The sequence below is a fragment of the Streptomyces sp. NPDC031225 genome (assembly GCF_055570355.1).
The window spans coordinates 16,201-40,305 of record NZ_JBVIHJ010000006.1 but is presented as its reverse complement, the minus strand read 5'-3'; the positions used below and the strand labels follow the sequence as shown (position 1 = coordinate 40,305).

General features: G+C 70.0%; 26 protein-coding genes and 4 pseudogenes. 16 read left to right on the top strand and 14 right to left on the bottom strand.

The window, feature by feature from the left end; genetic code table 11:
- Window positions 1–84: 84 nt before the first annotated feature.
- From ACZ48Z_RS11955 to ACZ48Z_RS11940, 4 genes are all read right to left on the bottom strand, one after another.
- Window positions 85–1,605 carry a hypothetical protein gene (locus tag ACZ48Z_RS11955; RefSeq protein WP_468735694.1) on the bottom strand — a complete coding sequence of 507 codons (1,521 nt, stop codon included), beginning with the start codon at window positions 1,603–1,605 and terminating at the stop codon, window positions 85–87.
- 180 nt (window positions 1,606–1,785) lie between these two features.
- Window positions 1,786–1,950 carry an SDR family NAD(P)-dependent oxidoreductase gene (locus tag ACZ48Z_RS11950; protein ID WP_468735992.1) on the bottom strand — a complete coding sequence of 55 codons (165 nt, stop codon included), beginning with the start codon at window positions 1,948–1,950 and terminating at the stop codon, window positions 1,786–1,788.
- A gap of 149 nt (window positions 1,951–2,099) precedes the next feature.
- Window positions 2,100–2,444 (bottom strand): hypothetical protein, encoded by a 345-nt coding sequence (locus tag ACZ48Z_RS11945; protein WP_468735693.1) that lies wholly within the window; start codon window positions 2,442–2,444, stop codon window positions 2,100–2,102.
- A 749-nt stretch (window positions 2,445–3,193) separates the two neighbouring features.
- Entirely contained in the window at window positions 3,194–3,802 is a 609-nt protein-coding gene (locus tag ACZ48Z_RS11940) for a TetR/AcrR family transcriptional regulator (RefSeq protein WP_468735692.1), read from the bottom strand.
- A gap of 57 nt (window positions 3,803–3,859) precedes the next feature.
- Here ACZ48Z_RS11940 and ACZ48Z_RS11935 point away from each other — a divergent pair, with 57 nt between their 5' ends.
- Entirely contained in the window at window positions 3,860–4,780 is a 921-nt protein-coding gene (locus ACZ48Z_RS11935; RefSeq protein ID WP_468735691.1) for an alpha/beta fold hydrolase, read from the top strand.
- 202 nt (window positions 4,781–4,982) lie between these two features.
- Window positions 4,983–5,206: pseudogene (locus tag ACZ48Z_RS11930) on the top strand (hypothetical protein); the annotation flags it as partial.
- 73 nt (window positions 5,207–5,279) lie between these two features.
- Here the strand turns inward: ACZ48Z_RS11930 and ACZ48Z_RS11925 are convergent.
- The 3 genes from ACZ48Z_RS11925 to ACZ48Z_RS11915 all read right to left on the bottom strand — a co-directional run bounded on the left by ACZ48Z_RS11925 (window position 5,280) and on the right by ACZ48Z_RS11915 (window position 7,637).
- Window positions 5,280–5,618: a hypothetical protein gene (locus tag ACZ48Z_RS11925; RefSeq protein WP_468735690.1), complete on the bottom strand. Its 339-nt coding sequence runs from the start codon at window positions 5,616–5,618 to the stop codon at window positions 5,280–5,282.
- 383 nt (window positions 5,619–6,001) lie between these two features.
- A complete protein-coding gene (locus ACZ48Z_RS11920) occupies window positions 6,002–6,484 on the bottom strand; it encodes a winged helix-turn-helix transcriptional regulator (RefSeq protein WP_468735689.1) in 483 nt (160 codons plus the stop codon).
- A 97-nt stretch (window positions 6,485–6,581) separates the two neighbouring features.
- Entirely contained in the window at window positions 6,582–7,637 is a 1,056-nt protein-coding gene (locus ACZ48Z_RS11915) for an MFS transporter (RefSeq protein ID WP_468735688.1), read from the bottom strand.
- A 45-nt stretch (window positions 7,638–7,682) separates the two neighbouring features.
- On the opposite strand from ACZ48Z_RS11915, the gene ACZ48Z_RS11910 reads away from it, so the two are divergent.
- The 6 genes from ACZ48Z_RS11910 (at window position 7,683) to ACZ48Z_RS11885 (ending at window position 11,882) form a co-directional block, all read left to right on the top strand.
- Complete coding sequence (locus ACZ48Z_RS11910) at window positions 7,683–8,294, top strand: helix-turn-helix transcriptional regulator (protein WP_468735687.1); 612 nt, start codon at window positions 7,683–7,685, stop codon at window positions 8,292–8,294.
- 67 nt (window positions 8,295–8,361) lie between these two features.
- On the top strand, window positions 8,362–8,577 hold the full coding sequence (locus tag ACZ48Z_RS11905; RefSeq protein ID WP_468735686.1) for a hypothetical protein: 216 nt from the start codon (window positions 8,362–8,364) through the stop codon (window positions 8,575–8,577).
- A 664-nt stretch (window positions 8,578–9,241) separates the two neighbouring features.
- Window positions 9,242–9,667, top strand: a complete 426-nt coding sequence (locus tag ACZ48Z_RS11900) for an STAS domain-containing protein (RefSeq protein WP_468735685.1) — start codon at window positions 9,242–9,244, stop codon at window positions 9,665–9,667.
- Window positions 9,667–10,329, top strand: a complete 663-nt coding sequence (locus ACZ48Z_RS11895; protein WP_468735684.1) for a hypothetical protein — start codon at window positions 9,667–9,669, stop codon at window positions 10,327–10,329. The genes ACZ48Z_RS11900 and ACZ48Z_RS11895 overlap by 1 nt, the downstream gene beginning before the upstream one ends.
- Window positions 10,326–11,087, top strand: coding sequence for an ANTAR domain-containing protein (locus ACZ48Z_RS11890; RefSeq protein WP_468735683.1), 762 nt, complete (start codon window positions 10,326–10,328; stop codon window positions 11,085–11,087). The genes ACZ48Z_RS11895 and ACZ48Z_RS11890 overlap by 4 nt, the downstream gene beginning before the upstream one ends.
- 78 nt (window positions 11,088–11,165) lie before the next feature.
- Entirely contained in the window at window positions 11,166–11,882 is a 717-nt protein-coding gene (locus ACZ48Z_RS11885) for an ANTAR domain-containing protein (RefSeq protein ID WP_468735682.1), read from the top strand.
- Window positions 11,883–11,952: 70 nt separating this feature from the next.
- Here the strand turns inward: ACZ48Z_RS11885 and ACZ48Z_RS11880 are convergent, their stop codons facing one another.
- The 4 genes from ACZ48Z_RS11880 to ACZ48Z_RS11865 all read right to left on the bottom strand — a co-directional run bounded on the left by ACZ48Z_RS11880 (window position 11,953) and on the right by ACZ48Z_RS11865 (window position 13,568).
- Entirely contained in the window at window positions 11,953–12,213 is a 261-nt protein-coding gene (locus ACZ48Z_RS11880; RefSeq protein ID WP_468735681.1) for a DUF1206 domain-containing protein, read from the bottom strand.
- 71 nt (window positions 12,214–12,284) lie between these two features.
- The gene (locus ACZ48Z_RS11875; RefSeq protein WP_468735680.1) at window positions 12,285–12,632 is read right to left on the bottom strand and encodes a DUF1206 domain-containing protein; all 348 of its coding nucleotides are present in this window, start codon (window positions 12,630–12,632) and stop codon (window positions 12,285–12,287) included.
- A 446-nt stretch (window positions 12,633–13,078) separates the two neighbouring features.
- Complete coding sequence (locus ACZ48Z_RS11870; protein ID WP_468735679.1) at window positions 13,079–13,237, bottom strand: hydrophobic protein; 159 nt, start codon at window positions 13,235–13,237, stop codon at window positions 13,079–13,081.
- A 118-nt stretch (window positions 13,238–13,355) separates the two neighbouring features.
- Window positions 13,356–13,568: a hypothetical protein gene (locus ACZ48Z_RS11865; RefSeq protein WP_468735678.1), complete on the bottom strand. Its 213-nt coding sequence runs from the start codon at window positions 13,566–13,568 to the stop codon at window positions 13,356–13,358.
- A 380-nt stretch (window positions 13,569–13,948) separates the two neighbouring features.
- Between ACZ48Z_RS11865 and ACZ48Z_RS11860 the strand changes: the two genes are divergently transcribed.
- The 3 genes and pseudogenes from ACZ48Z_RS11860 to ACZ48Z_RS11850 form a co-directional block, all read left to right on the top strand.
- Window positions 13,949–14,227: a hypothetical protein gene (locus ACZ48Z_RS11860; RefSeq protein WP_468735677.1), complete on the top strand. Its 279-nt coding sequence runs from the start codon at window positions 13,949–13,951 to the stop codon at window positions 14,225–14,227.
- A gap of 82 nt (window positions 14,228–14,309) precedes the next feature.
- Entirely contained in the window at window positions 14,310–14,690 is a 381-nt protein-coding gene (locus ACZ48Z_RS11855; RefSeq protein WP_468735676.1) for an ANTAR domain-containing protein, read from the top strand.
- 18 nt (window positions 14,691–14,708) lie between these two features.
- A pseudogene (locus ACZ48Z_RS11850) lies at window positions 14,709–14,959 on the top strand (PRC-barrel domain-containing protein); the annotation flags it as partial.
- Between the two features lie 96 nt (window positions 14,960–15,055).
- Here the strand turns inward: ACZ48Z_RS11850 and ACZ48Z_RS11845 are convergent.
- Both ACZ48Z_RS11845 and ACZ48Z_RS11840 read right to left on the bottom strand, forming a co-directional pair.
- Window positions 15,056–15,163: pseudogene (locus tag ACZ48Z_RS11845) on the bottom strand (dCTP deaminase); the annotation flags it as partial.
- Window positions 15,160–15,443: pseudogene (locus tag ACZ48Z_RS11840) on the bottom strand (dCTP deaminase); the annotation flags it as partial. The pseudogenes ACZ48Z_RS11840 and ACZ48Z_RS11845, both read right to left, overlap by 4 nt.
- Before the next feature lie 393 nt (window positions 15,444–15,836).
- Between ACZ48Z_RS11840 and ACZ48Z_RS11835 the strand changes: the two are divergent.
- The 5 genes from ACZ48Z_RS11835 (at window position 15,837) to mgtA (ending at window position 23,172) form a co-directional block, all read left to right on the top strand.
- Entirely contained in the window at window positions 15,837–16,472 is a 636-nt protein-coding gene (locus tag ACZ48Z_RS11835) for a hypothetical protein (protein ID WP_468735675.1), read from the top strand.
- Window positions 16,469–17,302, top strand: a complete 834-nt coding sequence (locus tag ACZ48Z_RS11830) for a GAF and ANTAR domain-containing protein (protein WP_468735674.1) — start codon at window positions 16,469–16,471, stop codon at window positions 17,300–17,302. Before ACZ48Z_RS11835 ends, ACZ48Z_RS11830 begins: the two co-directional genes overlap by 4 nt.
- A gap of 94 nt (window positions 17,303–17,396) precedes the next feature.
- A complete protein-coding gene (locus tag ACZ48Z_RS11825; protein WP_468735673.1) occupies window positions 17,397–18,122 on the top strand; it encodes a GAF and ANTAR domain-containing protein in 726 nt (241 codons plus the stop codon).
- A 26-nt stretch (window positions 18,123–18,148) separates the two neighbouring features.
- The gene (locus ACZ48Z_RS11820; protein WP_468735672.1) at window positions 18,149–20,566 is read left to right on the top strand and encodes a phosphoketolase family protein; all 2,418 of its coding nucleotides are present in this window, start codon (window positions 18,149–18,151) and stop codon (window positions 20,564–20,566) included.
- A complete protein-coding gene (gene mgtA / locus ACZ48Z_RS11815; RefSeq protein ID WP_468735671.1) occupies window positions 20,548–23,172 on the top strand; it encodes a magnesium-translocating P-type ATPase in 2,625 nt (874 codons plus the stop codon). Before ACZ48Z_RS11820 ends, mgtA begins: the two co-directional genes overlap by 19 nt.
- A gap of 113 nt (window positions 23,173–23,285) precedes the next feature.
- On the opposite strand, the gene ACZ48Z_RS11810 is transcribed toward mgtA, so the two are convergent.
- Entirely contained in the window at window positions 23,286–23,885 is a 600-nt protein-coding gene (locus tag ACZ48Z_RS11810; protein ID WP_468735670.1) for a GNAT family N-acetyltransferase, read from the bottom strand.
- Window positions 23,886–24,105 lie beyond the last annotated feature (220 nt).

Below are 24,105 nucleotides of genomic sequence, written 5' to 3'. Positions count from 1 at the left end.
CCAACCGGGGCTACCGACGAAAATGCGGTTCGCAAGGCGGCGGAATGCCGTGTCGGCCGCTGACGCAGTGTCACGCGGGGGGTGTCAGCGGGCGCGTGACAGCCGCGACCTCCGTGCCGTCAGGAAGACCAGCGCGCCGGCCGCCACCAGTAGGACGGCGGTGCCCGCCCGCAGCAGGACTGCGTCCGTGCCCGTGGCGGCGAGCCCGCCGCCGGTCGTCGTCCCGCCGCTGGTTCCCGTCCCGGAGCCGGACGGGCTCGCGGTGGCCGTGGCCGACGGGAACGCGGAGGCGCTGGGCGACGGACTGGACGTCGCCGAGCCGGTTGCCTTCACCGCGATCGCCGCGGTGTCGTTCGCTGGGTCGTCGTCACGATTGGGGTACTCGGGGTTCTCCACTGCCCGCACGCTGCCCTGCGCGCCGGGGACGACCTTGTCGATCCGCACCGTGAACTCCTGGGTCACCGAGTCGCCCGGCTTGAAGTCCGTGCTGGCGATGTCGCAGGTGTAGGCCTTCGCGCCGGCCTTGCCCGGTGAGCAGTTCCACAGCGGCCCGGGGTCACCCTGCTCGCCGGCGCCGGGGGCGCCGGTGATGGTGGTGCCGGCGGGCGGGGTCACCACGAACGTGCCGGAGTTGTCGGCGTCCATCCACCGGAAGTTCATCCAGCCCGGCCCGTTGTTCCGCACGCCCACGGTGATGCTCACCGTCTCGCCGACCTTGCCCTCGACGGTGTCACCGAGCGCCTGGTAGTCCGCGTGCTGGGTGGTGGCGAAGGTGCCGTACCCGGAGCCGGTGAATCCGGAGCCGGAGGCGACGGACTTCAGGCCGAGCGGCGCGCCGGTGCCGGTCCCGGTGAAGTCGGACGGGTCGAAGGAGTCGGGCGCGGTGCCGCCGACCGGCCACACGACGTAGGAGTTGTAGCCGTACATCGTGTCCTTGGAGGCGGTGTAGCGCAGCGGCGCGTCCGTCTCGTAGGCCGCGCCGGGCGCTACCGGGGTGTCGAACCGGCACCAGGCGCCGGCGTCGGGCTGGTCCGCGTAGTGGCAGTTGGAGTGGTCACGGGCGAGGGAGACGCCTTCTGAGTCCTGCACCAGCAGCATGACGCCCTTGCCGGCGGGGGCTGTTGCGGTGTTGGCGAAGGCGGGGGTGCGCTCGAAGACGGCGCCGGGCGCGATGCCCTTCAGCGCCGGATAGGGCCGGCTGACGAGCTTCGGCCCGCCGACCAGGACGTCCGTCTTCCCTGTCACGGTGGCCGCGTCGGAGGCGGTGGCGGTGTAGGTGATGGCACCGGTGTCGCCCGCCTTGGCGGCCGCGGTGGGCTTCAGGAGGAACGGGTCGATCGACTCCTTGCCCGACAGCGGGCCCACGTCGCATCTGACCTTCAGGGTGCCGGTGTTCACGCAGTCCCCCGTGACCACCATCGTCGCCTTCCCGGCGAGGGACGACGCGTCGACCACGACCGAGACGTCATGGGCGTCCCCGCCCGAGGCGGTGATGCCCAGGCCCAGGTTCGGGCCCTCGCCCCCGGTGGGAAGGTAGTAGTTCTCCTGGGTGTCCAGGACGAGCGTCGTTGTGGCGGCATGCGCGGCCGGGGTCGTGACCGCCATGACGGCGGTCACGAAAGCGGCGGCCGCCGCTGTTCGCCATGTTCTGCGTATCGTCAGCACACAACGTGGACACGTCAGAACACCGGAAGGTTGCGCCAGAACGTCCGTCAGCCGGCGCACAGGTTCCGACGGGGAACCTCTCCAGAGCGCCTGGACCAGCGACAGTCGACGGCCGGACTGTCACGACAACACAGCGCCGACGTGGAGGGAACTGAGGTGGTCCGACGGCCGTTGGGCGCGGCCGAGCACTGTGACACGCACCCCCTCGGCGCGCAGTGCGGTGACAACGGCGCGGCCGATACCGCCGGCGCCGCCGGTGACGAGGGCCGTGCGGCCCTTCGGCAGAAGGTCCGTGGAAGGTCTGTCGCTCCTCAGTCGTGGCCGTGCCGTGGAGTGATCCGGAAGTCGAAGGGCACCGCGCCGGGGTCGATGACCGTGGTGCCGCCGTCGACGGTGAGGGTGGTGGCGATGCAGAAGATGCCGAACGCGGACAGTCAGGCGTACCAGCTGAAGTGGTCCGGAAGACCGGGCACCGAGATGCCCTTGGGGAAGGCCTGGCTGACCATCGGAGTGAGCACGTGGGCGTTGCCGACGAGTGCCGTGCCGCCGATCGGGGTGCCGTGGCGGGCACTGACGCGGGCGAGCGGCTTCGGCGACCGGCCGTCACGCGCCCTCGTCAGGACACCGCGGGTGACGGGGACGGAGACGCCGATGGAGACGGCCGGCAGGTCGAGGAGGATGACGAGTTCGACCGGCCGCCCCAGCCAGGTGGCGTCGTACTCGCCGGGTGAGGCGAGCGCAGTGAGCGGGGCGCCGGCGTTCTTGGCGACGGCGGCCACGAGGGGCGGGCCCCCTTCACGTACGACACGGCCGCCGGCCTCACCGGCCCCGGCAAGCGACCGCCGTGGCCGCCAGGAAAGCCGCCCGGGCAATGGCCCGCCCGGCCGCTATTACGTTCCACAGGGACGAAGAGTGGTACGAGGCGGCAGGGATCATGGTCGAAGTGATGTGGCATGCGGCCGAGGCCGCCGGACTGCCGCCGCTGGAGGGGCGCCCAAACTGCCAGGACCACCTCCGAGGCTTCATGGGCGGTGAGATCCCCCAGCGGTGACAGAACGGCGGGGCAGCCGAACCGACCAGCCCAGCAGGACGACCGCTTCGCCAGGCATCCGACACCCGACCCGGCGAGCCCGTGAGGTTGCGCTGGGTGTTGCGACAAGTACTGCGGTAAGTGCTGCGGGATTTGCCAGGCCCCGCTCGCATCTGTGCACGTCAGTAAGCGGTTTTGGCGTGGTCGGGCTGCTGCCATCCCTGTTGCGACCCTTCGCCCATGCCCGGGCTGGAGTTGAGGCGTGGGAGGACGGGATGGGCAGGCGCGGACGCAGTCGGGAATCGCCGCCCCGTGATCCTTTTACGAGGTCCAAGAGCCCGAAGGCGGAGGCCGCTCAGGTCAGCTTCTTCCCCGGTGAGAGGATTTCGTCGCCCGGGTCGGTTCAGTCCCCATGAGGGGTGGGTCGAGTCGCTTCTCGCCGAGCCGCCGGCTGCCCCAGGGCCTTTGCAGATCCATTGGCGCCGGAGCCGTCCCCGCCTATCGCGGCCCCGTCGGTTCGGCCGGTCGATTCGGCAGAGCCTTGGCATTCTTGGCGGCGGCTGCCGCGACGGTTGCCAGGTCTTCGCCCGAGAAGCCGGCGCGGCTCAGCACGGCCAGGGATTTGTTCGTCGCCAGCGTGCACAACGCCAGCTCTGCGGCCGCCTGTTCATCGGCGCCCGCTGCCAGCAACGCCTGTTCCAGCCTCGCCCGCAGGCCGTCGATCATGGCGCGGACCATCGCCTGGCCCTCCGCGTCGAGGGCCGGGAACTGAGTTGCCGACACCGTGAGCAGGCAGCCATCCGGGACCGTCGGGTCGGCGATACGGTTCAGGGCGACCTGCAGGTAGGCGGCCACGACGGCGCTCGGGCTCGGGTGGGGGCCGGACAGTGCCTGCTCGTACTGCGGGTGGTAGGTCTGCGCGTACTGCTGGAGGCTTTTGCGGAACAGGGCGCTCTTGTCGCCGAAGGTGCCGTAGAGCGAGCCCCGGCCCAGGCCCGTGCCCTCGGTCAGGCGGTCGATCGAGGCCTCCGAATAACCCCAGCGCCAGAAGACGTGCATCGCACGTCGGAGCGCCTCGTCCACGTCGAACTGCTTGCGGCCTGCCATGGTCCGTCAGCCTACACATCTTGTACCGATCGTTCAAAGATGGGTAGGGTCGCCGGCATGACACGCTTACGTTCGCTGCGACTGCCTGACGGATTCCTTGACGTCTTCACCAGCCGGCTCGTGGAGGTGAACGGGCTGCGGCTGCACGCGGTCACCGGTGGGGACGGCCCGGCCCTGCTGCTGATCGGCGGGTGGCCCCAGACCTGGTACGCCTGGCGGGAGGTGATGCCCGCGCTCGCCCGCCGGCACACCGTCGTCGCCGTCGACTCGCGCGGCGCCGGGCTCTCCGACAAGCCCGACCACGGGTACGACGCCGGCACGCTCGCTGCCGATCTGCTCGCATTGATGGCCGCGCTCGGGCACGACCGGTTCGACGTGGTCGGCCACGACATCGGCACATGGACCGCATACGCCCTCGCCGCCGATCACCCCGAGCAGGTGGGACGGCTCGCCATCCTCGAAGCAGTGATCCCCGGCCTCACGCCGTCCCCGCCGCTCTTCGGCCCGGCCGCGGCCAACCAGCGGCTCTGGCAGTTCGGCTTCAACCGGCTCACCGACCTCAACGAGGAACTGGTCCGGGGACGGGAACGGCTCTTCTTCGGCTGGCAGTTCGCCACCAAGGCCGCCACCCCGGCCGCGATCCCCGCGTACGCCGTCGACGTCTACGTCGACGCGATCACCGCGGATCCTCGCGCACTGCGCGCGAGCTTCGCCTACTACCGGGCCCTGGACGAGACGATCGCGCAGAACGAGCAGCGCAGCAAGACCCGGCTGACGCTGCCGGTGCTCGCCCTCGGCGGCGCGCTGTGGAGCGGCGCGGCTGCCGCCCAGACGATGCAGCTCGCGGCCGACGATGTCACAGGGGTCGTCCTCGACGACTGCGGCCACTACCCAGCCGAGGAGGAGCCGGCGCGATTGGTCGAGATCCTGGAGGACTTCCTTCGCGGCCAACCGGCAGCAGACACGCCACACGGCTGAACTTCGCGAACGGCAGGCGGAGTTTCACACACTCCGCTACGTCGTCGAGCAAGCCATCACCTCCTCCACCAGTTCAAACGCCCCGCCATCCGACGGGAACGACGCCTCGAACTCCACGACGCCTTCGTCTCCCTGGCATGCAGCCTCATCTGCTGGCGACGCCTCAAGAAGGCCCACCCATGATCGTGTTACGACCTCTTGGCTCCCTGCCGTCGCGCCGGACCTGCCCGACCGCCCGGACTACCCCCGCATCCTCGCCGTGTTCAACCACGCGACCGGCAGCTACGAGCCAAAGACGTCTGCAAAGCCCTTGGCCACGAACTGCTGCCGACGAACGTCGAAGGCACCCGCGCCAAGCTGAAACGCCTGGTCGAACTCGGGATCCTCACCGAGGTCGACACCGGCACCTTCGCCAGGAGGCAATAGCTGACGGAACCCCTCACCAGCGACCTTGCCCCGACCTAAGCCAGAAACGGATATCACCCCACGAACCGTCCACTCAGAGCAGGGCACGAAGTTCACGGGCCGCGTCGGTGGCGTCGAGCAGGCGGGTGCCGTCCGGGAGCAGAACCAGCTGGCCTGAAGCAGCAGCCCGTGCCGCGATGCCCGCCCGCTCCCAAACCAGGACGATCTGCAGGATGACCGCCTGGTAGGCACGGTGGGCGTCGCTTCCCCGAGGTTTCCCGAACCGGCCGTACAGCTCTTTGTCCACCCGGTTCCGGGCCTGCTCATGTCCCAGCCCGACGCCTGTGAACACCGCGACGAACGTACTCGCGGCGAGAGCGACGATCTCCTCACCGAGCAACGCCTCGACACCGGCACCCGAACTCTCGATCATGACCGGCACGTTACCAATCCGCACGCCTCCACCGCGGGTAAAAGTGGTCGGCGCTGTGCTCCTGGCCCATCTGCGCCCCCAGCGACCAGCGGCTGCGGATCACGCTGACGCTCGCCCAGATGCGGCAACAACACCTGGAACTTCGCAGCCAGGACCGCCTCGATCCCCTCCAGTCTCCCCGTCCAGAACAACGAGTTCCGAAGCCGGAAGCCATGACTTGATTCCCGGCAAGCCCTTATGGCCCAGGTCCACGTTTCCGTGCGCGCTCATTTTGTGCAGTCCGATTCTGTGAATATCAATGGGGAAACGACGGTCGAAACAGTGGGCGTCACCGTCGACGATTCGTCAGGTCGCCAGGACGCGTTGCACCCCGGCGCCTACGATCAGGCGTTGTCTTCCCGGACCGTTCTGCGACGACTTGCGCCATCGCCTCGGTGGTGTACCAGGTCCGTGGAACTCGGCTTCGCACTGGCCCAGTCGCGTTGCGGGGATGGCGTTCCCTCGGAGGTCTCCGCTGGGAGGTGGTCCTCTGCCCACACGGTCAGGGCGGTCAGGGGTATGAGGAGTGCCTTGCCGTGGGAGGCGAGCGTGTAGACGGTGCTTGTGGGTCTGCCTGGGTGGGCGGTTCGGGCCACCAGGCCGAGGGCCGTCATCTCTCGGAGGCGTCGGGTGAGCAGGCCGTCGCTGAGGCCGGGGACGCGCTCGTGAATGAGGTGGGGGTCGGCCGGGCCCTTGGCGAGGGCTGTGATGATGAGCCCGGTGCCGCGTGTACCGAGGAGAGCGAAAGCCCTGGTGAGGGCTTTCAAAGGCTCCGGCAGCCGCTCTGGGCCGGGTTGGTGCACCGTCTGGGTGCGCAACGGAGTCATGTCGGTTCCCTTCCCGGTTCCCGGTACGGCGCGCGGGCCGAGTTCGTGGCCCCTCGCGCCGCCCGTCTTGGTGGATCTGTCCGGCAGTCGGTTGGTGCTAGGCCGTCGTCTGAGCGGCCGTTTCCCGGTCTGTGTCGTCGGTCTGCGTCGTCGGGACAACGGTGCCGGGCTTGCCGGGACGGCGCAGTAGGAGGGTGACGACGGCGGCGGCCAGGAGGGTGGTTGCGGCGCCGCTGATGAGTGCGAGGTGCATACCGGAGGCGAAGGCGTCGCGGGCCTCGTCGATCAGTGCCGGGTTGCCTGTGGCGTGGCCGATGTGGTCGGCGGCGGCGAGGGAGGAGCGGGCTGCTTCCGCGACCGGGGCGGGGAGGCCGCCGGTGTCGAGGGAGTCACGGTACTGGGCACTCATGAGGCTGCCGAGGACGGCGATGCCCAGGGCGCCGCCGAGTTCGCGTGAGAGGTCGTTCACGGCGGATCCCACGTTCTGCAGGTGGGGCGGCAGGGCGTCGGTGATGGCGGCGGTGGCCGGCGTCGTGGCCAGGCCCATGCCCGCACCGAGCGGCAGGAGCCCGCCGACGACCAGCCAGTAGGAGCTGCCGGCGTCGAGCTGGGCCAGCACGACCAGGCCGGTGGTGACCAGGACGAGGCCGACGGTCCAGGGGGCTCGGATGCCCCGCCGGGCGACCAGGAGCGGACTGAGGCGGGCACTGGGGATCATCGCCGCGGACATCGGCAGCACGCTCACCGCGGCCATCAGAGCGCTGTCACCGCGCACCAGCTGGAGGTACTGCATGGTGACGAAGATGAACCCGAAGAACGCGAAGAACTGCAGGGTGGTCGAGATCGATCCGGCCGCGAACAGCTTGTTGCGGAACAGCCGCGGATCGAGCAGGGGGTGCGGGTGCCGCAGCTCCCAGGCGACGAAGACGACCATCACGGCGAGCCCGACACCGATGCCCGCCAGGGTGCGGGTGCTGCCCCAGCCGTGCTCGGGCGCCTCGATGACCGAGTGGACCAGCACCCCCAGCCCCGCCACCGTGAGAGCTGCTCCGGTCACATCGATGCGCTGCCTGCCCGGCTGCGCGGACTCCGGCACGAAGAGGTAGGTGCCGATGAACGCCACCGCGGCCATCACCGCGTTCAGCCAGAACACCGATCGCCACGACCACACGGAGCTGGCACGCTGACGATCAGCCTCGTGGAAGCCGGCCGCGGCCAGGACTGCGACCGGGTCCTGCGCGAGGCCGCTACGCTCGCCGACGCCGTCGAGCGCGACGGGCGAGAGACGAGTACGCCGGGGTTGGCCCCCCTGCGCATCGCCCAGGGCCGGCGCCACTACCAGAACGCCGACATGGAGGCGGCCGCCGTTCTGCTGCGCCGTGCCGTCACCCTCGCTGAACTGCACCCGAGGCCGACCGTGCTCTTCCTCGGTCTGCTGTATCTCGCGGACGCCGAGCTCGCCTGCGGCGACCGGTCAGCCGCCCGCGCCGCACTGGCCCGGGCCCGCGAGGTGGTGGACGAGGAGCCGGTCAGCGCCTACGCGCAGCGGCGGCTCGAGGAGAGCGAGGCGCGGTTGGGCCGGGTCGGCGCCCGCACCGCCGTACGCTCCGGTGTCCTCGCGGAGGAACTGACCGACCGCGAACTGTCGATCCGGGCCCTGCAGGGGTCGGCGACCCAGCGGGAGATCGGGGCCGCGCTGTTCCTGTCCATCAACACGGTCAAGGCATACAACAAGAGCCTGTACCGCAAGCTCGGCGTCGCCTCCCGGCAGGACGCCGTCGCAGCGGCACGTGAACTCGGCTTGATCTGATCCCACCCCGGGTGCTTCTCCCGGCGGGTGGTGCGCAGCCCTCCAGGCGGCGGGTTTCCTGGGGCGTATGGCCCTTTCCCGTTACGAGCTGACGCTGCGCGGACCGATCTCCCGCACCCTGCTGGACATGATCCGGACCAGGTTCGACCACGTGTCGACACCCGGCGCGGACGGCACGGTACTGATCGTCGAGAACATCGACCAGGCATCGGTACGTGCCCTGCTCACCCTGCTCTGGGACACCGGCCACCATGTGCTGTCCTTCGAGGAGACGACCGTCTGAGAGAACCCCGAACGATGTTTGCACTACCGGTAGTTGAGCTCGGCGAGTTCGGTGGCGAGCTTCTTCGGCATGCCCGTGTGGCCGAGCAGGGGGGGAGCACTGTGTTGCGTACTCCTCGGGTCACCGGGTTGCGCGTGGTGGCCACGCGGGTCATCCGGTGGGTGAAGGCAACCACCCGCTGGTCCACGGGACGGCGCCGCACCTCGTAGCCGTCCAGCTGTCCGGACGCGATCGCCCGGCCCAGGGCATAGCCGTCCTGGATGCCCGACGCGAGCGGAGACCTTCCCGTTACGGGCCCAAGTACCGTGCAGGGCACCGGATATGAGCGCGCCGTCACACTTCGACATTGTCCGCATCCTGAGATAAGGCGGCTTCGGGCCGTCTGCTCCACTGGGCCAGGACTATGCTGCTGTACAAGCGTCCCAGACCCCGGCGGCTTGTCGTTTGGCGACACAGATGGCTGCGGGGAGCGGACCTCCCGTCCGTCACCCGACGCGTCCCTGGAGAGAACCGGGCGGGTCCTGTGCCCTGTTGCACAGGCCGTCGGACCGGCCCGTGGTTCCGCCTCCGCCGCACGTACACCCCTACCAGCAGCGCGCCAGGAGGAGCCGGGAATTCCGGCGTTCCCCTTACGCTGCCGGATGGTCTTTGGAACCGAGGCGTCATGCCCCTCCCACGGCTCACCATCTATCGTCATGACCGACGGAAACGGGCACTGATCACCCTGGCTGGTGAGATCGACCTGGATTCGGCACCGCTGGTGTGCGCAGCACTGGCGCGATGCCTGAGCGACGGCATCCGCATCGTCGATGTCGACCTGACCCCTGTGACCTTCTGCGACTGCAGTGGCCTCAATACCTTCCTTTACGCCGCGCAGCGGACCCGGGAGGCCGGCGGGATCCTACGACTGCACAACCCGCCAACGTCACTGGGGCGGATCCTCGACCTCGCCGGCTGCGGGTTCCTGCTTCTCGGCCTTCCGCCCGGGCATCTGCCACCGTCTCGCGGGGACGTCCCTGACCCGGTCGCTCCGGCGTTGCCGGACCGGAGTGTTCCGCTGGTGGCTGTCCTCTCGGGCGATGTGCGGTGATGGCCCGGCCCAGGCAGGGGCAGTCGCACGAGCGGCATGCGGGCGAGTCGTCCACCATGGACGCGGTGCGGTTGCGCCGCGTGAACCGCTGGCTGGCGCAGGACTTGGCCGGGGAGCTGGCCGATCTGTACGTCGACTCCCACGAGACGTCCGCCGCTGAGGCGTACCGCAGCCGCAGCCGCCGAGACTTCCTGAACCGGCTCAGCGGCGACATCCGCCGGCCGGGGTTCGCCATGGTGATCGCGGAGACGGACCACCTGGTGGGATGCGCCTTCGGGTTCCCGGTGGGCAGGGACGGAATTTGGTGGCTCGGGTTCGACGGAGCACTGCCGCAGAGCATCGAGCAGCTCACCGCGTCCGGTGGCGTCTTCGCGATCACCGGCATCCTGGTCCAGCCCCACCCACAGGACCAGGACGTGGCCCGCCGTTTGCAAGAGCGGCTGCTGAGCGGCCACCAGGCATCCCTCGGCGCCACCTTGGTGGATCCGGACGATCACCTGACCCTCGCCTCGCTCCGTTCCTGGGGATGGCTGGACATGGGAGAGGTGTGGCGGCCGGGGGGCCCGACCATGTTCCGTGCGTTGGTATTCCCCCTCGGGGAACGAACCACGGCGCGGCTGGAGAGCCTGGCCCACGAGGCCTGGACCCGGTGGCCCGGATGAGGGCCGACAGGCGGTCGGCCCGCATCCAGGTGCTGGTGGCCGAGCAGGCGGCCCGGCGCGGCGCCCGGCCCAGTGTGGTCGATGTGTGCGCCGCGGCCGTGGCCGCATTGCCGGTCGGCGGAGCCGGGGTATCGGCGATGTCCCGGACCGCTGCAAGCCATCCGCTGTGCAGCACCGACACCATCAGCGAGCAGTTGGAGGAGCTCCAGCTCACCCTGGGCGAGGGCCCCTGCGTGGACGCCTTCACCCACGGCTCGGCCGTCCTGACCCCCGATCTGCTGACCGGCGGGCTGCAGGACCGCTGGCCCTTGTTCGCCGACGCGGCCTTGGAAGCCGGCGCACGCGCCGTCTTCGCACTTCCCCTGCAGGTCGGGGCGATCAGCCCGGGAGTCCTCGACCTGTATGCCGACGTGCCGACCGTGCTGGACGCGGAGGAGCTGGCCGACGCGCTGGCGTTCGCCGATCTCGCGACGCTGCTCCTGCTCGACGCGCGGATCGACGAGACGGGCCCGCAGGTCGGCGCACCGTCACCGGACCACGGCTTCGAGGACCTGGGCGGATACCGGGCGGAGATCGACCAGGCCACCGGCATCCTCACCGTCCAGCTCGAAGTCGGCATCGACGAAGCCTTTGTCCGGCTCCGCGCCTACGCCTATACGCAAGGGCGCCGGCTCGCCGACGTGGCCGCCGACGTGGTGGCCCATCGGCTCCGATTCTCCCCGGACAGTGAACCGAAGGGGGCCGACAACGGCAACTGACCCATCGGCTCAGGCCGACGAACGTGCTGCGCTTCCCGCCCCCTCCCGGCGGGAGCAGTCTCAATCGAGGGTGTCACGATGAATCAGCAGCTCCTGGCCAAGACCTTCGTCGAGCTGGCGGACAACCTGGTCGCCGACTTCGACCTCATCGATTTCCTGCGCCTGCTCACCGACCGCTGCGTGAGCATGCTCGATGCGAGCGCCGCCGGGGTGCTGCTCGCCGACCGCGACGGCAAACTCCGCGTGATGGCCGCCTCCGACGAACAGGTGCGCCTGCTGGAGCTCTTCCAGCTCCAGAACGACGAGGGCCCCTGCCTGCAGTGCTTCAGTACCGGCGCACCGGTGATCGTCCCCGATCTGACCCGCGAGGTCGACCGCTGGCCCCGCTTCGTCGCGGCGGCCCACCGCAGCGGGTTCGGCGCCGTCCAGGCCCTGCCCATGCGTCTGCGGGACGAGACCGTCGGCGCCCTGAACCTCTTCCGCGCCGCCCCCGGCCCCTTCGACCCGCCCGCCACACTCATCGCCCAGGCCCTGGCCGACGTCGCCACCATCAGCCTCCTACAGCAACGCTCCGCCCAGCGCAGCACCGTCCTCAACGAACAACTCCAGACGGCATTGAACAACCGCGTACTGATCGAACAGGCCAAGGGAAAACTCGCCGAGCGCCAGAGCATCGACATGGAACAAGCGTTCACTGCGCTGCGGAGCTACGCCCGCGCCCACAACCGGCGGCTGTCCGATGTGGCCCGCATCTTCATCGACGACTCCGAACCCCTGCCCGGATTGGTGGCCTGACCACCCTGGCGCGGGCTGTCGCCTCCGCAGACGCTGCCGACGCGGCTCTGGCAGTGCCTCGGGGCAGCGTTCACAGCCGGCGCCGGCGAGCGGAGGCGAAGGAGAAGACGCCGAAGAGGATCAGCCCGATCGCGACGGCGACCAGGTGCCACGGTTCCGCCGGTGTCTGCGTGAAGCTGCGGAGCGTCGCGTCCACGCCCTTGGCATCGTCCGGATCGAAGCGGACGGCTGCCGCCAGGATGAAGATCCCGGCCGCGGCGAACAGCACGCCCCGTACCACGCCTCCGCCCACGCCCAGAGCGCTGACGACCTGCTTCGTACGGTGACTCATGGCGGCGGTGTCCAGCTGCCCCAGGAAGCTCCGCAGGGCCGCCCGGATGGCGAGTACCCCGCCAATGCCGATCAGAAGGCAGCCCCGATCCCATCAGCACTTGCCTGTACGACAGTTTGAGCGCCGATGTCATCCAGTCCTGCGACTGCGTGTTGCCGCTGGCGCTCTGTCCGCCCCGGCGGCGTACGCCGCCGGGGTCCAGCAGACGGTGGTGTAGAAGACCGCCCACCCGCCGTCGAGGAGTCGCGAACCCGCCTCTTGTTGGCGCCCGATGTTGCTCTGGCGGGGACTCCCTGCCAGAGCAACATGGCCGCGAAACTTACCGTCAGCGCCCAGAGCATCACTCTCCCGAAGGGCTGCGTCGCGATCTCGTGCAGCGCGCCCTGCCGGTCCGCCCTGGTCGCCGCCGCTCCCGACACCGATCCGGATGTACAGCAGCCCGATCAGTACGTACATGATGCCGCGCGCGACAAAGCCCGCCCGCCCTGCGGCACGGTCAGCGTCTCGCGCTCCGTGGAACGGGCCGCGGAGTTCGCTCCCTGGCCACGCCCCTGCGTGTTGGAGGACGTCACGATGGCCTCCCCATGGTGTGGGCGCGCGACACGCGCCCACCGCAACTGGCCTTGTCGCCGGACTGCTTCAGGTACTCCCGAGATCTGTTCGGTCCTGCCGGGCCGCTGCAGTCGCCTGTTGCGGTTGGCCCGGCCGATGCGTTCGGTGACCCGGCCCTTCAATGCCTGTGCCTTGTGCCTGATTGTCCGTCCGACGCTCATGGGAGCCGCCTGCCTGGCTGGTGAGTGTGCACCCGCGCGTGATCGCCGTACAGGTCGTTGCCCCTGTGGGCAGGACCGACCTCCGGAACGGACTACCGGCGGCTGTACCGGCGGCCACCGCCGCGCCCGCGCATGGTGAAGCCGACGATCCAGAGGACCAGGAGGACGGCGGCGACCCACCACAGGATCTGCAGGGTGAAGCCGAGCCCGAAGACCACCAGGATCAGCAGAACGAGAAGAAACCAGATCATTGCCGGGCCTCCGGATCGCGGGGATTTCCTGATTTCCGCGGGGTCCGGGCGAAGCGGGAAGGCGGAATGCTGCGCCCGAAATGATCCGGAGTGGCATGGTCCTACGCCGTGTTGCCAGTCAACGCCCGGCATCCTCCCTTGTCAACGCGGTGTCGACACTGAGGAGTTGTGGGAGCTGGGCAGGGGCCGCCGGGGTGAAAGGAGCCTCGGCGGGTGGTTCGGTCGGCTCGGTCGGCGACGTCGGCAGGATGTGGTCCTCCCACCAGGACAGGGCCATCACGACGGTGAGCAGGACAAAGGGGGTTGAAGCCGTAACGATCAGCGCGTACATGCGTGCCGCCTGGTTTGGGATGCGTACGACGCAGCGGGCACCAGATCGTTGCCCGCTTGAGGCGTATCGGGCGCGCCGGGATCGCGTGACGCTGAGCGTGTGCGGGAACGGCCTCGCTCGTGACGCGGTGGGTCCCGGCACCGATGCGCAGGGTGCGCCCCCGGAAGGAGCGCGAGAGGTGATCGACGCTGCCGGGGGCAGGGGCGGCACGTCGCACGCTAGCCCTCGCAGCGGTTCACCGACAGGTGTCAAGCAGCCATCCATGCCGGGTAGATGCGCTGACCTCGCACGGTATCCACAACCGTTGTGCAGGACTACGCTCAGGTGTGAGGCCCCAGTCCCCGGTATCGATGCAGTGTCCACTCCCGGGGAGGCCCGCCGTGTTCGTCCTGCTTCTCATCCTCATCGCCGCCCTGTTCGGCTTCGGCTTCCTCCACCCGATCTGGTGGGTGGCCGCAGCGGTGCTGGTCTACGGCGCGACCCGGCACGCCCGCGATCGTGGCGGAGGCCGGAGCCGCGGCGGCGGTTCCGATCTCGGGGACTACCGGGACTACCGGGAGCGCCGGGATCGTCAGGACCGCTGGGACCGCCGCTACAGCCGCCAGAACCGGACGCGCTGGAGGCGCGAGGACCGCCGGGACCACGAACACCACGGGTGACTCCGTGGAGGGGCCGGCAGCCACGGTTTCCGGGCGGCTCCAGCCGGACCGGACACGTCGAACTCATCGAGAGGCACATGTCATGCATCGCACAACCCTGCTACATGAGGACTACTGGAAACTGCGGGCCGAGGCGACGTGGGGGAACGCAGCCGCGGGAGAGGATCTCGTCGCGCTGCGCGCCGAGAACGATCAGCTGCGGCGGGCGCTGGCCGGCCGCGCTGTCATCGACCAGGCCCGCGGCATGATGATGGTCCTGGCCCCCTGCAGTCGCGGGACGGCGAGGGACCTCCTGGTCGACATCTCTCGGCAGTGCAACACCAAACTTCCGGAGGTGGCCGCGGCCATGGTCGCCGCCTGGGAGGGCAAGCCGCTCCCGGAGCGGATGCAGCGGGGGCTGCGGCGTACCCTGCGGCGGCTTTACGCGGAAGACCGACGGTGCGACTCACCCCCCGGCAGATGAGCGGTCCAGGGAGAGGCCATGATTCACGCAGCAGACGTCCGGGATTGGCGCGACCGCGATGTCGTCGACACCGAGTCGCACAAGATCGGTGTCCTGGAGGCGGTCTACGTGGACACCACCACCGACGAACCGGCCATGGCCACGGTACGGACCGGACACCCGGCACCGCCTTCCCCCTTCAGGACGCGATCGCCAGACCCGACCATCTCAAGGTCGGCTATGTCAGAACGTTGGTGAAGCAGACCCTGCCGATCGGCACCGACGGCGTGCCGTCGCCTTGAGCCGCAGGTCGTAGTCCCACGCCGCCACCCCGGTCAGGTGAACGGCGCCCGCCCGCAGGCCACAGGCGAGCGAGAGCGGCACGCAAGGCACCAGTCGTAGGCGTTGAGAGACAGACGAGCCGGGTCGTACGGCTCGATGGTGATCTCGTCCGCCGTCTGTGCGGCGGCGATGGCGGATCCGGTGAGGATCACGAGGCCACCGCCCGCACTTTCGCCAGGTCGCGCCAGTAGCCGGGCGGCTGCGAGCTCGTGGCCGACTGGTACTTGCCGCAGTAGAGGGCGACGGGGCCGGTGGCGGCGAAGAACATGATCTGCCCGACCCGCATGCCCGCGTAGACGTGCAGCGGGCGGATCGGGTCAGCATCAGGGTCCACTGGCCGTGGAAGCCGAGGTCCCCAAAGGGGGCGGTGATCTCGACGAACAGGCCGAGCCGTCCGACGGAGGAGCGTCCGAACAGCAGGGGGCCGATCGTGGCGCGGGGCCGGGGGCTACACTGTTGAGTAGACGCCCAGGACCCCGGCGGCACCCAGTTCGAGCTGATCGTGATGCATCGGGGGCGGTCTCTTGTTCGGCCTCGTGGCATCCCCGAGGAGATCCAGACGTGCACCGGGCTCGATGCTCGGAGCGCCCACCTGGTGACCTGCCTGCCCCATCCCTCGTAGGCCCCGACTTCGGGCCGCCACTCAGGGCGCGAGGCCCGAGGCGTCGCGGCGCCGAGTGAGTCTCCAGCAGATCTGAACAGAGGCGTCGTGCGCGTTCCGCAGCCGAACATCCACCGACCCGCCCCGCATCGGCGCGCCCCGGTCGCGCACGCTCCCACGGGCGGTGCCTGATGACTGCAGGCCAGGTGCACAGGCCATCGAGCATGGGGGAGAGCCGCGAGCCGACGGCCACCGAGCCGATGCGTCTGCGCCGGCTGAACCGCTGGCAGGTCGTGAGTCTGCAGGGGGACCTCGCGGACCTGTACCTGGACTCTGCTGTCGCGGGGCCTCCCGGCGAAGGGGTTCGCGGGGAGATCCGGGAGGGCTTCCTGGAACCTTGCGCCGGCGCCCTGCGGCAGCCCGGATTCGCCCTGGTGATCGCGGAGACGACGGGCCTCGCAGGACGGGCGTTCGGATTGCCTGTACGCGGTGACGGAACCTGGTGGTTCGGGTTCGACGGAGCGACTCCGCTCAGCATCAGGCAACTCACGGGCTCCGACCGTGCCTTCGCGATCACGAGGATCCTGGTCCACCCTCACCCGCGCGGCGTGGACGTGGCCCGACCGCTTCAGGAACGGCTGCTCACCGACCACCAGGCGTCGCTCGGTGTCACCTTGGTGGACCGGACCGACCGGTCGTTGCTCACCGCCCTCCGCTCTTGGGGCTGGAGGGACATCGGAGATGTCCGCAGACTGACCGACGACACTGTGTCCCCGTCGCTGGTTCTCGCGTTGGGGGAGCGAACGAGCGTGAGGCTGGAGGGACTTGACCATCCTTCCTGGACCCGGGAGTCCGCATGATGCCCGGCGGCCGGTCGGAGCGGATCCAGGTCCTGGTGGCCGAGCAGGCGGCCCTGCGGGGCGCCAGTGTCGCCGTCCTCGACGTGTGTACGGCGGCAGTGGCGGCGTTGCCGGTCGGCGGGGCCGGGGTGTCCGCGATGTCCCGCGACCGGGCCAGTCATCTGTTGTGCAGCACCGATGGCATCAGCGAGCAGCTGGAAGAACTACAGCTCACGCTGGGCGAGGGGCCGTGCGTGGACGCCTACGTGCTCGGCTCGACGGTCTTGTCGTCCGATCTGCTGGCGGGTGAACACCGAGAACGCTGGCCGATGTTCGCCGACGCCGCCCTGGACGCGGGCGCCAGGGCGGTCTTCGCCTTCCCGCTGCAGATCGGGGCCATCAGCCCCGGCGTACTCGACCTGTACTCCAGCAGCTCGGTCGAGCTGGACGCGGACGAAGTGGCCGACGCGATGGCCTTCGCCGTCACCGCCACCCTCCTCCTGCTCGACAGCCGGATCAGCGATGCCGGTTCATTCGTCGATATCGACCGAGCCGACACATATCGATCTGATGCAAACCGATCCGGCGGCGACCCGCCCGACACTCACCCCCAGGGTGGCGGTCGGATCGACGGCCTGGGCGGCTACCGGGCCGAGATCGACCAGGCCACGGGCGTTCTCATGGTCCAGCTCGGTGTCGGCGTCGAGGAGGCCTTCGTCCGGCTGCGCGCCTATGCCTACGCCCATGGGATCCGCCTGGGCGTGGTCGCCGCCGACGTGCTGGCTCACCGGCTCCGTCTCTCCTCGGACATCCCGCCGTCCGACGCGCAGCCGCCCGCCGAGGAGTCCTGATGTACCCGCCCCCATCCGAACGATGGCGCCCCCGCTTCTCCGTCCCCCCGCGGGCGGGACCAGCCCCCGGAATCTCCCGACAGAGGTATCTCCGATGAAGGAACAGCTCATGGCCAGGACGTTCGTCGAGCTCGCCGACAACCTGGTCGCCGACTTCGATCTCATGGACTTCCTGCGCCTGCTCACCGACCGCTGCGTCGACCTGCTCGACGCGAGTGCGGCGGGCGTCCTGCTCGCCGACCGTGACGGCGTGCTGCGCGTCATGGCAGCCTCCGACGAACGGGTGCGCCTCCTGGAGCTCTTCCAGCTCCAGAACCACGAAGGCCCCTGCCTGGACTGCTTCCACACCGGGATCCCCGTGTCCGTTCCCGACCTGCGGGAGGAGGCCGCACGCTGGCCCCTGTTCACCGCCCAGGCCCAGCGCCTCGGGTTCACCGCCGTCCAGGCCCTGCCCATGCGCCTGCGCGACGAGGTCGTCGGCGCCCTCAACCTCTTCCACACCACCCCGGCGCCCATCAGCGCCGCCGCCACCCCCTTCGCCCAGGCCCTCGCCGACGTCGCCACCATCAGCCTGCTTCAACAACGCACCACCAAGCGCGACACGCTGCTCAACGAGCAGCTGCAGACCGCCCTCAACAGCCGTGTCCTGATCGAACAGGCCAAGGGGAAACTCGCCGAACGCCAGCACACGGACATGGAAAAGGCCTTCAGCACGCTGCGGGCCTACGCCCGCTCCCACAACCGCCGCCTCGCGGACGTCGCCCGCGCCTTCATCGAGGATTCCGAACACCTCCCCGGCCTCAGTGCCCGAAGTTCCTGAGCCGACCCCCACAAGAAGGGCTCGTCATGCCCCTCGATCCTCCTCCCGAGACCTCCCTCGACACACGCGACAGCCCCGACGGCCCGGACCGCCCCGACGAGAAGGAACTGATCGCGCTGGACGCCCACTGGCGGGCCGCGAACTACCTGGCCGTCGGGCAGATCTACCTGATGTCCAACCCGCTGCTGACCGAGCCGTTGGCGCCTGAGCACGTCAAACCGCGGCTGCTGGGGCACTGGGGCACCTCACCGGGGCTGAACCTGGTCCACACCCACCTCAACAGGGTCGTCAAGGCGAGGGACTTGGACGCGATCTGTGTCTGGGGGCCCGGTCACGGCGGGCCGGCCGTGGTGGCGAACTCCTGGCTGGAGGGCAGCTACACCGAGACGTACCCGGACATCACGCGGGACGCGGCCGGCATGACCCGCCTCTTCCGGCAGTTCTCCTTCCCGGGCGGCATCCCCAGCCATGTCGCACCGGAGACCCCGGGATCGGTCCACGAGGGCGGCGAGCTGGGCTACTGCCTCTCGCACGCCTACGGGGCCGCGTTCGACAACCCGGGGCTCCTGGTGGCCTGCGTGATCGGCGACGGTGAGGCCGAGACGGGCCCGCTGGCCGCGTCCTGGCACTCCAACAAGTTCCTCGACCCGGTACGGGACGGTGCCGTCCTGCCGATCCTGCACCTCAACGGCTACAAGATCGCCAACCCGACGGTCCTGGCGCGGATACCGGAGCCCGAACTCGACTCCCTGCTCAGGGGATACGGCCACGAGCCCCTCCACGTCACCGGCGACAACCCCTACGACGTGCACCGGGCGATGGCCCGCGCCATGGACCAGGCACTGGACCGTATCGCCGCGTTCCAGCGGGCCGCCCGCACTGAGGGCACTGCCGAACGCCCACGGTGGCCGGTGATCGTCCTGCGTACGCCGAAGGGCTGGACCGGGCCCGCCGAGGTCGACGGCCTCCCGGTGGAGGGCACCTGGCGAGCGCACCAGGTGCCGCTGTCGGCCGTACGCGAGAACCCGGATCACCTGAGGCAGTTGGAGCGGTGGCTGCGCTCCTACCGGCCCGAGGAACTTTTCGACGAGCACGGGCGCCCCCGGGAGCAGGTCCTGGCGTGTGTCCCCGATGGCGCACACCGGTTGGGCGCCAACCCGCACACCAACGGCGGCCTGCTGTTGCACGACCTGCCCCTGCCGTCCCTGGAGCGGTTCGCCGTCCCGGTCGACAAGCCCGGTGCGACGGCGCACGAGCCGACCCGTGTCCTCGGCGACCTGCTGGCGCAGGTGATGACGGACACCGGCGGGCGGCGCGACTTCCGGCTGGTCGGCCCGGACGAGACGGCCTCCAACCGGCTCCAAGCCGTCTACGGGGCGAGCGGCAAGGCGTGGGAGGCCCAGGTCCTGGACACCGACGAGCACCTGGAGCGCGGCGGCCGGGTGATGGAGATCCTTTCCGAACACACCTGTCAGGGCTGGTTGGAGGGCTATCTCCTGACCGGACGGCATGGTCTGTTCTCGTGCTACGAGGCATTCGTCCACATCGTCGACTCCATGGCGAACCAGCACATCAAGTGGCTTCGCGTCGCCCGTCGGCTGCCCTGGCGCCGCCCGATCGCCTCCCTCAACTACCTGCTCACCTCGCACGTGTGGCGCCAGGACAACAACGGCTTCTCACACCAGGACCCCGGTTTCGTCGATCACGTACTCAACAAGTCGCCGGAGGTAGTACGGGTCTACTATCCGCCGGACGCCAACACCCTGCTGTGCGTGGCGGATCACGTGCTGCGCAGCCGCGACTACGTCAATGTCGTCGTCGCGGGCAAGCAGCCCTGCTTCGACTGGCTCGACCTCGGTGCCGCCCGCGCGCACTGCGCCCGCGGCGCCGGCATCTGGGAGTGGGCGGGCACCGAGTCCGACCCCGGCGAGCCCGATGTGGTGCTCGCCTGCGCGGGTGACGTCCCCACCCTGGAAGTGCTGGCCGCGGCCTCGCTGCTCCGCCGCCATCTGCCCGACCTCGCGGTACGGGTGGTCAACGTTGTGGACATCGCCCGGCTGCTGCCCGTGGAGGAACATCCGCACGGCATGCCCGACAGCGAGTACGACGCGCTGTTCACCCCCGACAAGCCCGTCGTCTTCGCGTACCACGGCTATCCGTGGCTGATCCACCGGCTCGCCTACCGCCGCGCCAACCACCCGCACCTGCACGTGCGCGGCTACAAGGAGGAGGGCACCACCACGACCCCGTTCGACATGGTCGTACGCAACGACCTCGACCGCTACCGGCTGGTCATGGACGTCATCGACCGGGTGCCCGGCCTCGCGGTCCGCGCGGCTGCGTTGCGGCAGCGGATGGTCGACGCCCGTTACCGCCATCACGACTGGATCCGTGCCCATGGGGCGGACCTGCCCGAGGTCGCCGAATGGACCTGGAGTCAGTGACCACGGAGTCGGTGACCACCCGTGCGGCGGAGCTGCGGGTGGGGGACGCCGCCGCCGAGGATGCGAAGGCCGTGCTGGCCGCGCTCGCGAGCAGCCCCGACGGCCTGTCGGGGGGTGAGGCGGCCGAGCTGCTCGCGGCCGTCGGGCCGAACGCCGTGCGCACTCACCACGTCCGCGTCCTGGCGGTCCTCGGGCGGCAGCTGCGCAGTGCCCTGCTGATCCTGCTCGCGGTGACGGCCGGGGTCTCGTACTTCTTCGGCGAGCGGACCGGTGCGGTCATCATCGCGGGGATTCTGGTGCTGAGTGTGGCGCTGGGCTTCGTCAACGAGTACCGGGCGGAGAAGGCTGCACAGGCCCTGCACTCGCGGGTGCGGCACACGGCTGTGGTGATCCGCGGCGGCGCGGCCACCGAGGTCGATGTGACAGAGCTGGTGCCGGGCGATGTCGTCCGGCTGGCGCTGGGGCAGGTGGTCCCGGCGGACCTGCGCCTGCTGGAGTGCACCGCGTTCGCCTGCGACGAGAGCGTCCTCACCGGAGAGTCCGCCCCCGCCGACAAGGACCCGGAGCCGGTCGCCGCGGGGGCGGCACTGGCCGAGCTGACCTCCTGCGCGCTGATGGGAACGGTGGTGCACGCGGGCAGCGCGATCGGAGTGGTGGTCGCCACCGGGGGCCGTGCCGAGTTCGGGCGGATCGCGCTGGGACTGGGAGAACGGCAGCCGGAGACCGACTTCCAGGCGGGGTTGCGCCGGTTCTCCATGCTGCTCCTCCAGGTAGCGGCCGCCCTCACCACGGGGATCTTCGTCATCAACGTGCTGCTCCACCGGCCGCTGCTCGACGCCCTGCTCTTCTCGCTGGCCATCGCGGTGGGCATCACCCCGCAGCTGCTGCCGGCCGTGGTGAGCACGAGCCTGGCGACCGGCTCACGGCAGCTGGCCCGGCGCAAGGTCCTCGTCAAGCGGCTGGTGTGCATCGAGGACCTGGGCGACATGGATGTCCTGGTCACCGACAAGACCGGCACGCTCACCGAGGGCCGCATCCGTTTCGAGGCGGCCGTCGACCCGACCGGCACACTCTCCGACACGGTGCTGAAACTCGGCCTGCTGGCCACCGAGGGCGACCTCGACCACGTGGGCGGCAACGCGCTGGACAGCGCGCTGTGGCAGGCCACGGGCACACTCCCGGCCAGACACCACCGGCTCGCGCTGCTGCCCTTCGACCACGACCGACAGCTGGGCTCCGCGCTCGTCGAGCGCCCGGACGGCAGCCGCCTGCTCGTCGCCAAGGGCGCGCCGGAAGCCGTCCTGGCCCGCTGCGGTCACGTACCGGAGGCGGCCGCGGCGGTGCTCCAGGGGCACTTCGCGGCGGGCAGCCGGGTGGTCGCCGTGGCCACCCGGGACGCGGACGGGCAGACGTCCCTCACCCCCACCGACGAGTACCGGCTGCGCCTGGCCGGCTTCCTGGTCTTCCTCGACCCGCCCAAGACCGGTGCCGCCGACTCACTGCGCCGCCTCGCCGACCTCGGCATCACCGTCAAGATCTGTACGGGCGACAACGCGCTCGTCGCCCAGAAGGTCTGCGCCGACCTCGGCCTGCCGCCCGGCCGCGCCCTGACCGGCCGGGACATCGGGGAGCTGGACGACGACCAGCTGAGCAGGGCGGCCGAAAGCACTACCGTCTTCGCCCGTGTCTCGCCCCAGGACAAGGCCCGGGTCGTACGCGCGCTGCGGCGTCGGGGCCGGGACATCGGGTTCCTGGGCGACGGCGTGAACGACGCGCTGGCCCTGCACGCCGCCGACGTGGGGCTGTCCGTGGACACCGCGACCGACGTGGCCAAGGACGCGGCCGACGTCCTGCTCCTGGAGAAGGACCTCGGCGTTCTCGCCGACGGCGTCGCCGAGGGCCGCCGGATCTTCGCCAACACCATCAAGTACGTCCTGATGGGCACCTCCAGCAACTTCGGCAACATGTTCAGTGCGGCCGGAGCCTCCCTGGTGCTGGCCTTCCTGCCGATGCTGCCCTCGCAGATCCTGCTCAACAACCTCCTCTACGACGCGGGGCAGTTGACCATCCCCACCGACCACGTCGACCCGGAGCAACTGCGCGCGCCCTCGCACTGGGACATCGCCTTCATCCGTCGCTTCATGCTTTTCTTCGGACCCGTCAGCTCCGCCTTCGACTTCCTCACCTTCGCGGTCATGATCGAGATCTTCCACACGGGCGCCGATCTGTTCCGCTCCGGCTGGTTCGTGGAGTCCCTCGCCACGCAGGCGCTGGTCGTCTTCGCGATCCGCACCCGCCGGGTGCCGTTCTACCGCAGTCGGCCGAGCCGACCCCTGCTGGTCAGCGCCATCGGCGTCGTCGCCGTCGGTGTCGCGCTACCTCTGTCTCCGCTCGCTGGACCACTCGGTTTCGAGTCCCTGCCGCTCGGACTCCTCCTCACCCTGGGCCTGATGGTCGTGAGCTACCTGGTGCTGATCGAGGGTGCCAAACACGTCTTCTACGCCCGCCTCGACGCGCGGGCCGCACATCCGCGTGTACGCCACCGCACCCGCCGGCACCGCATCCAGCGCCGGGCCGGCCGCTTCAGCCACCCCGGACCGCTGTGACACCGTGACCGGCGCGCGTCGTGTGCGTCGTACGGCCGTCGCGGGCGGCCGACCGGCGGTCCGTACAGCGCGGCCGTCCCGCGCGACCGACCACCAGGCCGTCGACGCGGCAGTCAGTCGGGGCGTTGGGTGCGGTCCTCGTGGGTGAGTCCGTCCGGATGAGCGGCTGTACGCGGCCCGACGGACAGGACCAGGGCCAGCAGCACCGTGCTGTCGCCCGAGCGACGGACCTCCCCGATGTCCCGCCATCCCCAGGACCGGAAGGCGGCGAGGGACACGACGTCGTCCTGATCCACGAGCGTGGCGCCGAGCGAGGAGTGATGGTCGGCGAGCAGACGCTCCTGCAGCCTGCGGGCGATGTCCTGGCCCCGTGCGTGCGGGTGCACCACGGTGTCGGTGATGGCGAAGGCGTGCCCGGACGCGGTGAGTTGTCCGACGTTCCGCGGCAGGGGCCCGCAGAACCCCTTCCACCAGGTCCCCTCACGCCCCACCGGGAACCCGAAGACACACCCCGCGAAACCCGTGTCCTCCGCGACCAGGAGGGCGAACCCGGGCCGGCGGATGTCGCCGGTCAGCCGTCGCAGAAACGCCTCCCGGCCCCGGTACTCCTCACCGGACCGCGTCCGGACGGACTCCACGTAGAGATCGGCCAGGTCCTCCCGCCGGGTCTCGGCCTGCCAGCGGTTCAGCCTGCGCAGGCGCGTCGTGTGCATGGGGGTGGGCGCGTTCGCCTCACCTCGCGGCGGCTGCTTCCGCGGCGGCGAGGCCGTCACGGCGCACCGCACGGGATCCGGTGGTACCGGAGGATGTCTGATGGTGGGAAGGACATTGACGCCTCGGTTTCTCGGTGTCCGTCGGAGCATGCGCGACGCGGGCCGGACCCGGCCTTGTGGTGTACCAGCGGTACGCCCTGAGGGGCCGGACGGCTTGTCC

What these genes read in the sequence shown, in the direction of transcription:
- ACZ48Z_RS11880 (WP_468735681.1), bottom strand. Translation starts at nt 12,213, where the DNA reads ATGAGTCACCGTACGAAGCAGGTCGTCAGCGCTCTGGGCGTGGGCGGA.
- ACZ48Z_RS11865 (WP_468735678.1), bottom strand. Translation starts at nt 13,568, where the DNA reads ATGTACGCGCTGATCGTTACGGCTTCAACCCCCTTTGTCCTGCTCACC.
- ACZ48Z_RS11885 (WP_468735682.1), top strand. Translation starts at nt 11,166, where the DNA reads ATGAATCAGCAGCTCCTGGCCAAGACCTTCGTCGAGCTGGCGGACAAC.
- ACZ48Z_RS11935 (WP_468735691.1), top strand. Translation starts at nt 3,860, where the DNA reads ATGACACGCTTACGTTCGCTGCGACTGCCTGACGGATTCCTTGACGTC.
- ACZ48Z_RS11870 (WP_468735679.1), bottom strand. Translation starts at nt 13,237, where the DNA reads ATGATCTGGTTTCTTCTCGTTCTGCTGATCCTGGTGGTCTTCGGGCTC.
- ACZ48Z_RS11900 (WP_468735685.1), top strand. Translation starts at nt 9,242, where the DNA reads ATGCCCCTCCCACGGCTCACCATCTATCGTCATGACCGACGGAAACGG.
- mgtA (WP_468735671.1), top strand. Translation starts at nt 20,548, where the DNA reads ATGGACCTGGAGTCAGTGACCACGGAGTCGGTGACCACCCGTGCGGCG.
- ACZ48Z_RS11940 (WP_468735692.1), bottom strand. Translation starts at nt 3,802, where the DNA reads ATGGCAGGCCGCAAGCAGTTCGACGTGGACGAGGCGCTCCGACGTGCG.
- ACZ48Z_RS11895 (WP_468735684.1), top strand. Translation starts at nt 9,667, where the DNA reads ATGGCCCGGCCCAGGCAGGGGCAGTCGCACGAGCGGCATGCGGGCGAG.
- ACZ48Z_RS11830 (WP_468735674.1), top strand. Translation starts at nt 16,469, where the DNA reads ATGATGCCCGGCGGCCGGTCGGAGCGGATCCAGGTCCTGGTGGCCGAG.
- ACZ48Z_RS11925 (WP_468735690.1), bottom strand. Translation starts at nt 5,618, where the DNA reads ATGATCGAGAGTTCGGGTGCCGGTGTCGAGGCGTTGCTCGGTGAGGAG.
- ACZ48Z_RS11890 (WP_468735683.1), top strand. Translation starts at nt 10,326, where the DNA reads ATGAGGGCCGACAGGCGGTCGGCCCGCATCCAGGTGCTGGTGGCCGAG.
- ACZ48Z_RS11820 (WP_468735672.1), top strand. Translation starts at nt 18,149, where the DNA reads ATGCCCCTCGATCCTCCTCCCGAGACCTCCCTCGACACACGCGACAGC.
- ACZ48Z_RS11855 (WP_468735676.1), top strand. Translation starts at nt 14,310, where the DNA reads ATGCATCGCACAACCCTGCTACATGAGGACTACTGGAAACTGCGGGCC.
- ACZ48Z_RS11905 (WP_468735686.1), top strand. Translation starts at nt 8,362, where the DNA reads ATGGCCCTTTCCCGTTACGAGCTGACGCTGCGCGGACCGATCTCCCGC.
- ACZ48Z_RS11825 (WP_468735673.1), top strand. Translation starts at nt 17,397, where the DNA reads ATGAAGGAACAGCTCATGGCCAGGACGTTCGTCGAGCTCGCCGACAAC.
- ACZ48Z_RS11810 (WP_468735670.1), bottom strand. Translation starts at nt 23,885, where the DNA reads ATGCACACGACGCGCCTGCGCAGGCTGAACCGCTGGCAGGCCGAGACC.
- ACZ48Z_RS11955 (WP_468735694.1), bottom strand. Translation starts at nt 1,605, where the DNA reads ATGGCGGTCACGACCCCGGCCGCGCATGCCGCCACAACGACGCTCGTC.
- ACZ48Z_RS11920 (WP_468735689.1), bottom strand. Translation starts at nt 6,484, where the DNA reads ATGACTCCGTTGCGCACCCAGACGGTGCACCAACCCGGCCCAGAGCGG.
- ACZ48Z_RS11835 (WP_468735675.1), top strand. Translation starts at nt 15,837, where the DNA reads ATGGGGGAGAGCCGCGAGCCGACGGCCACCGAGCCGATGCGTCTGCGC.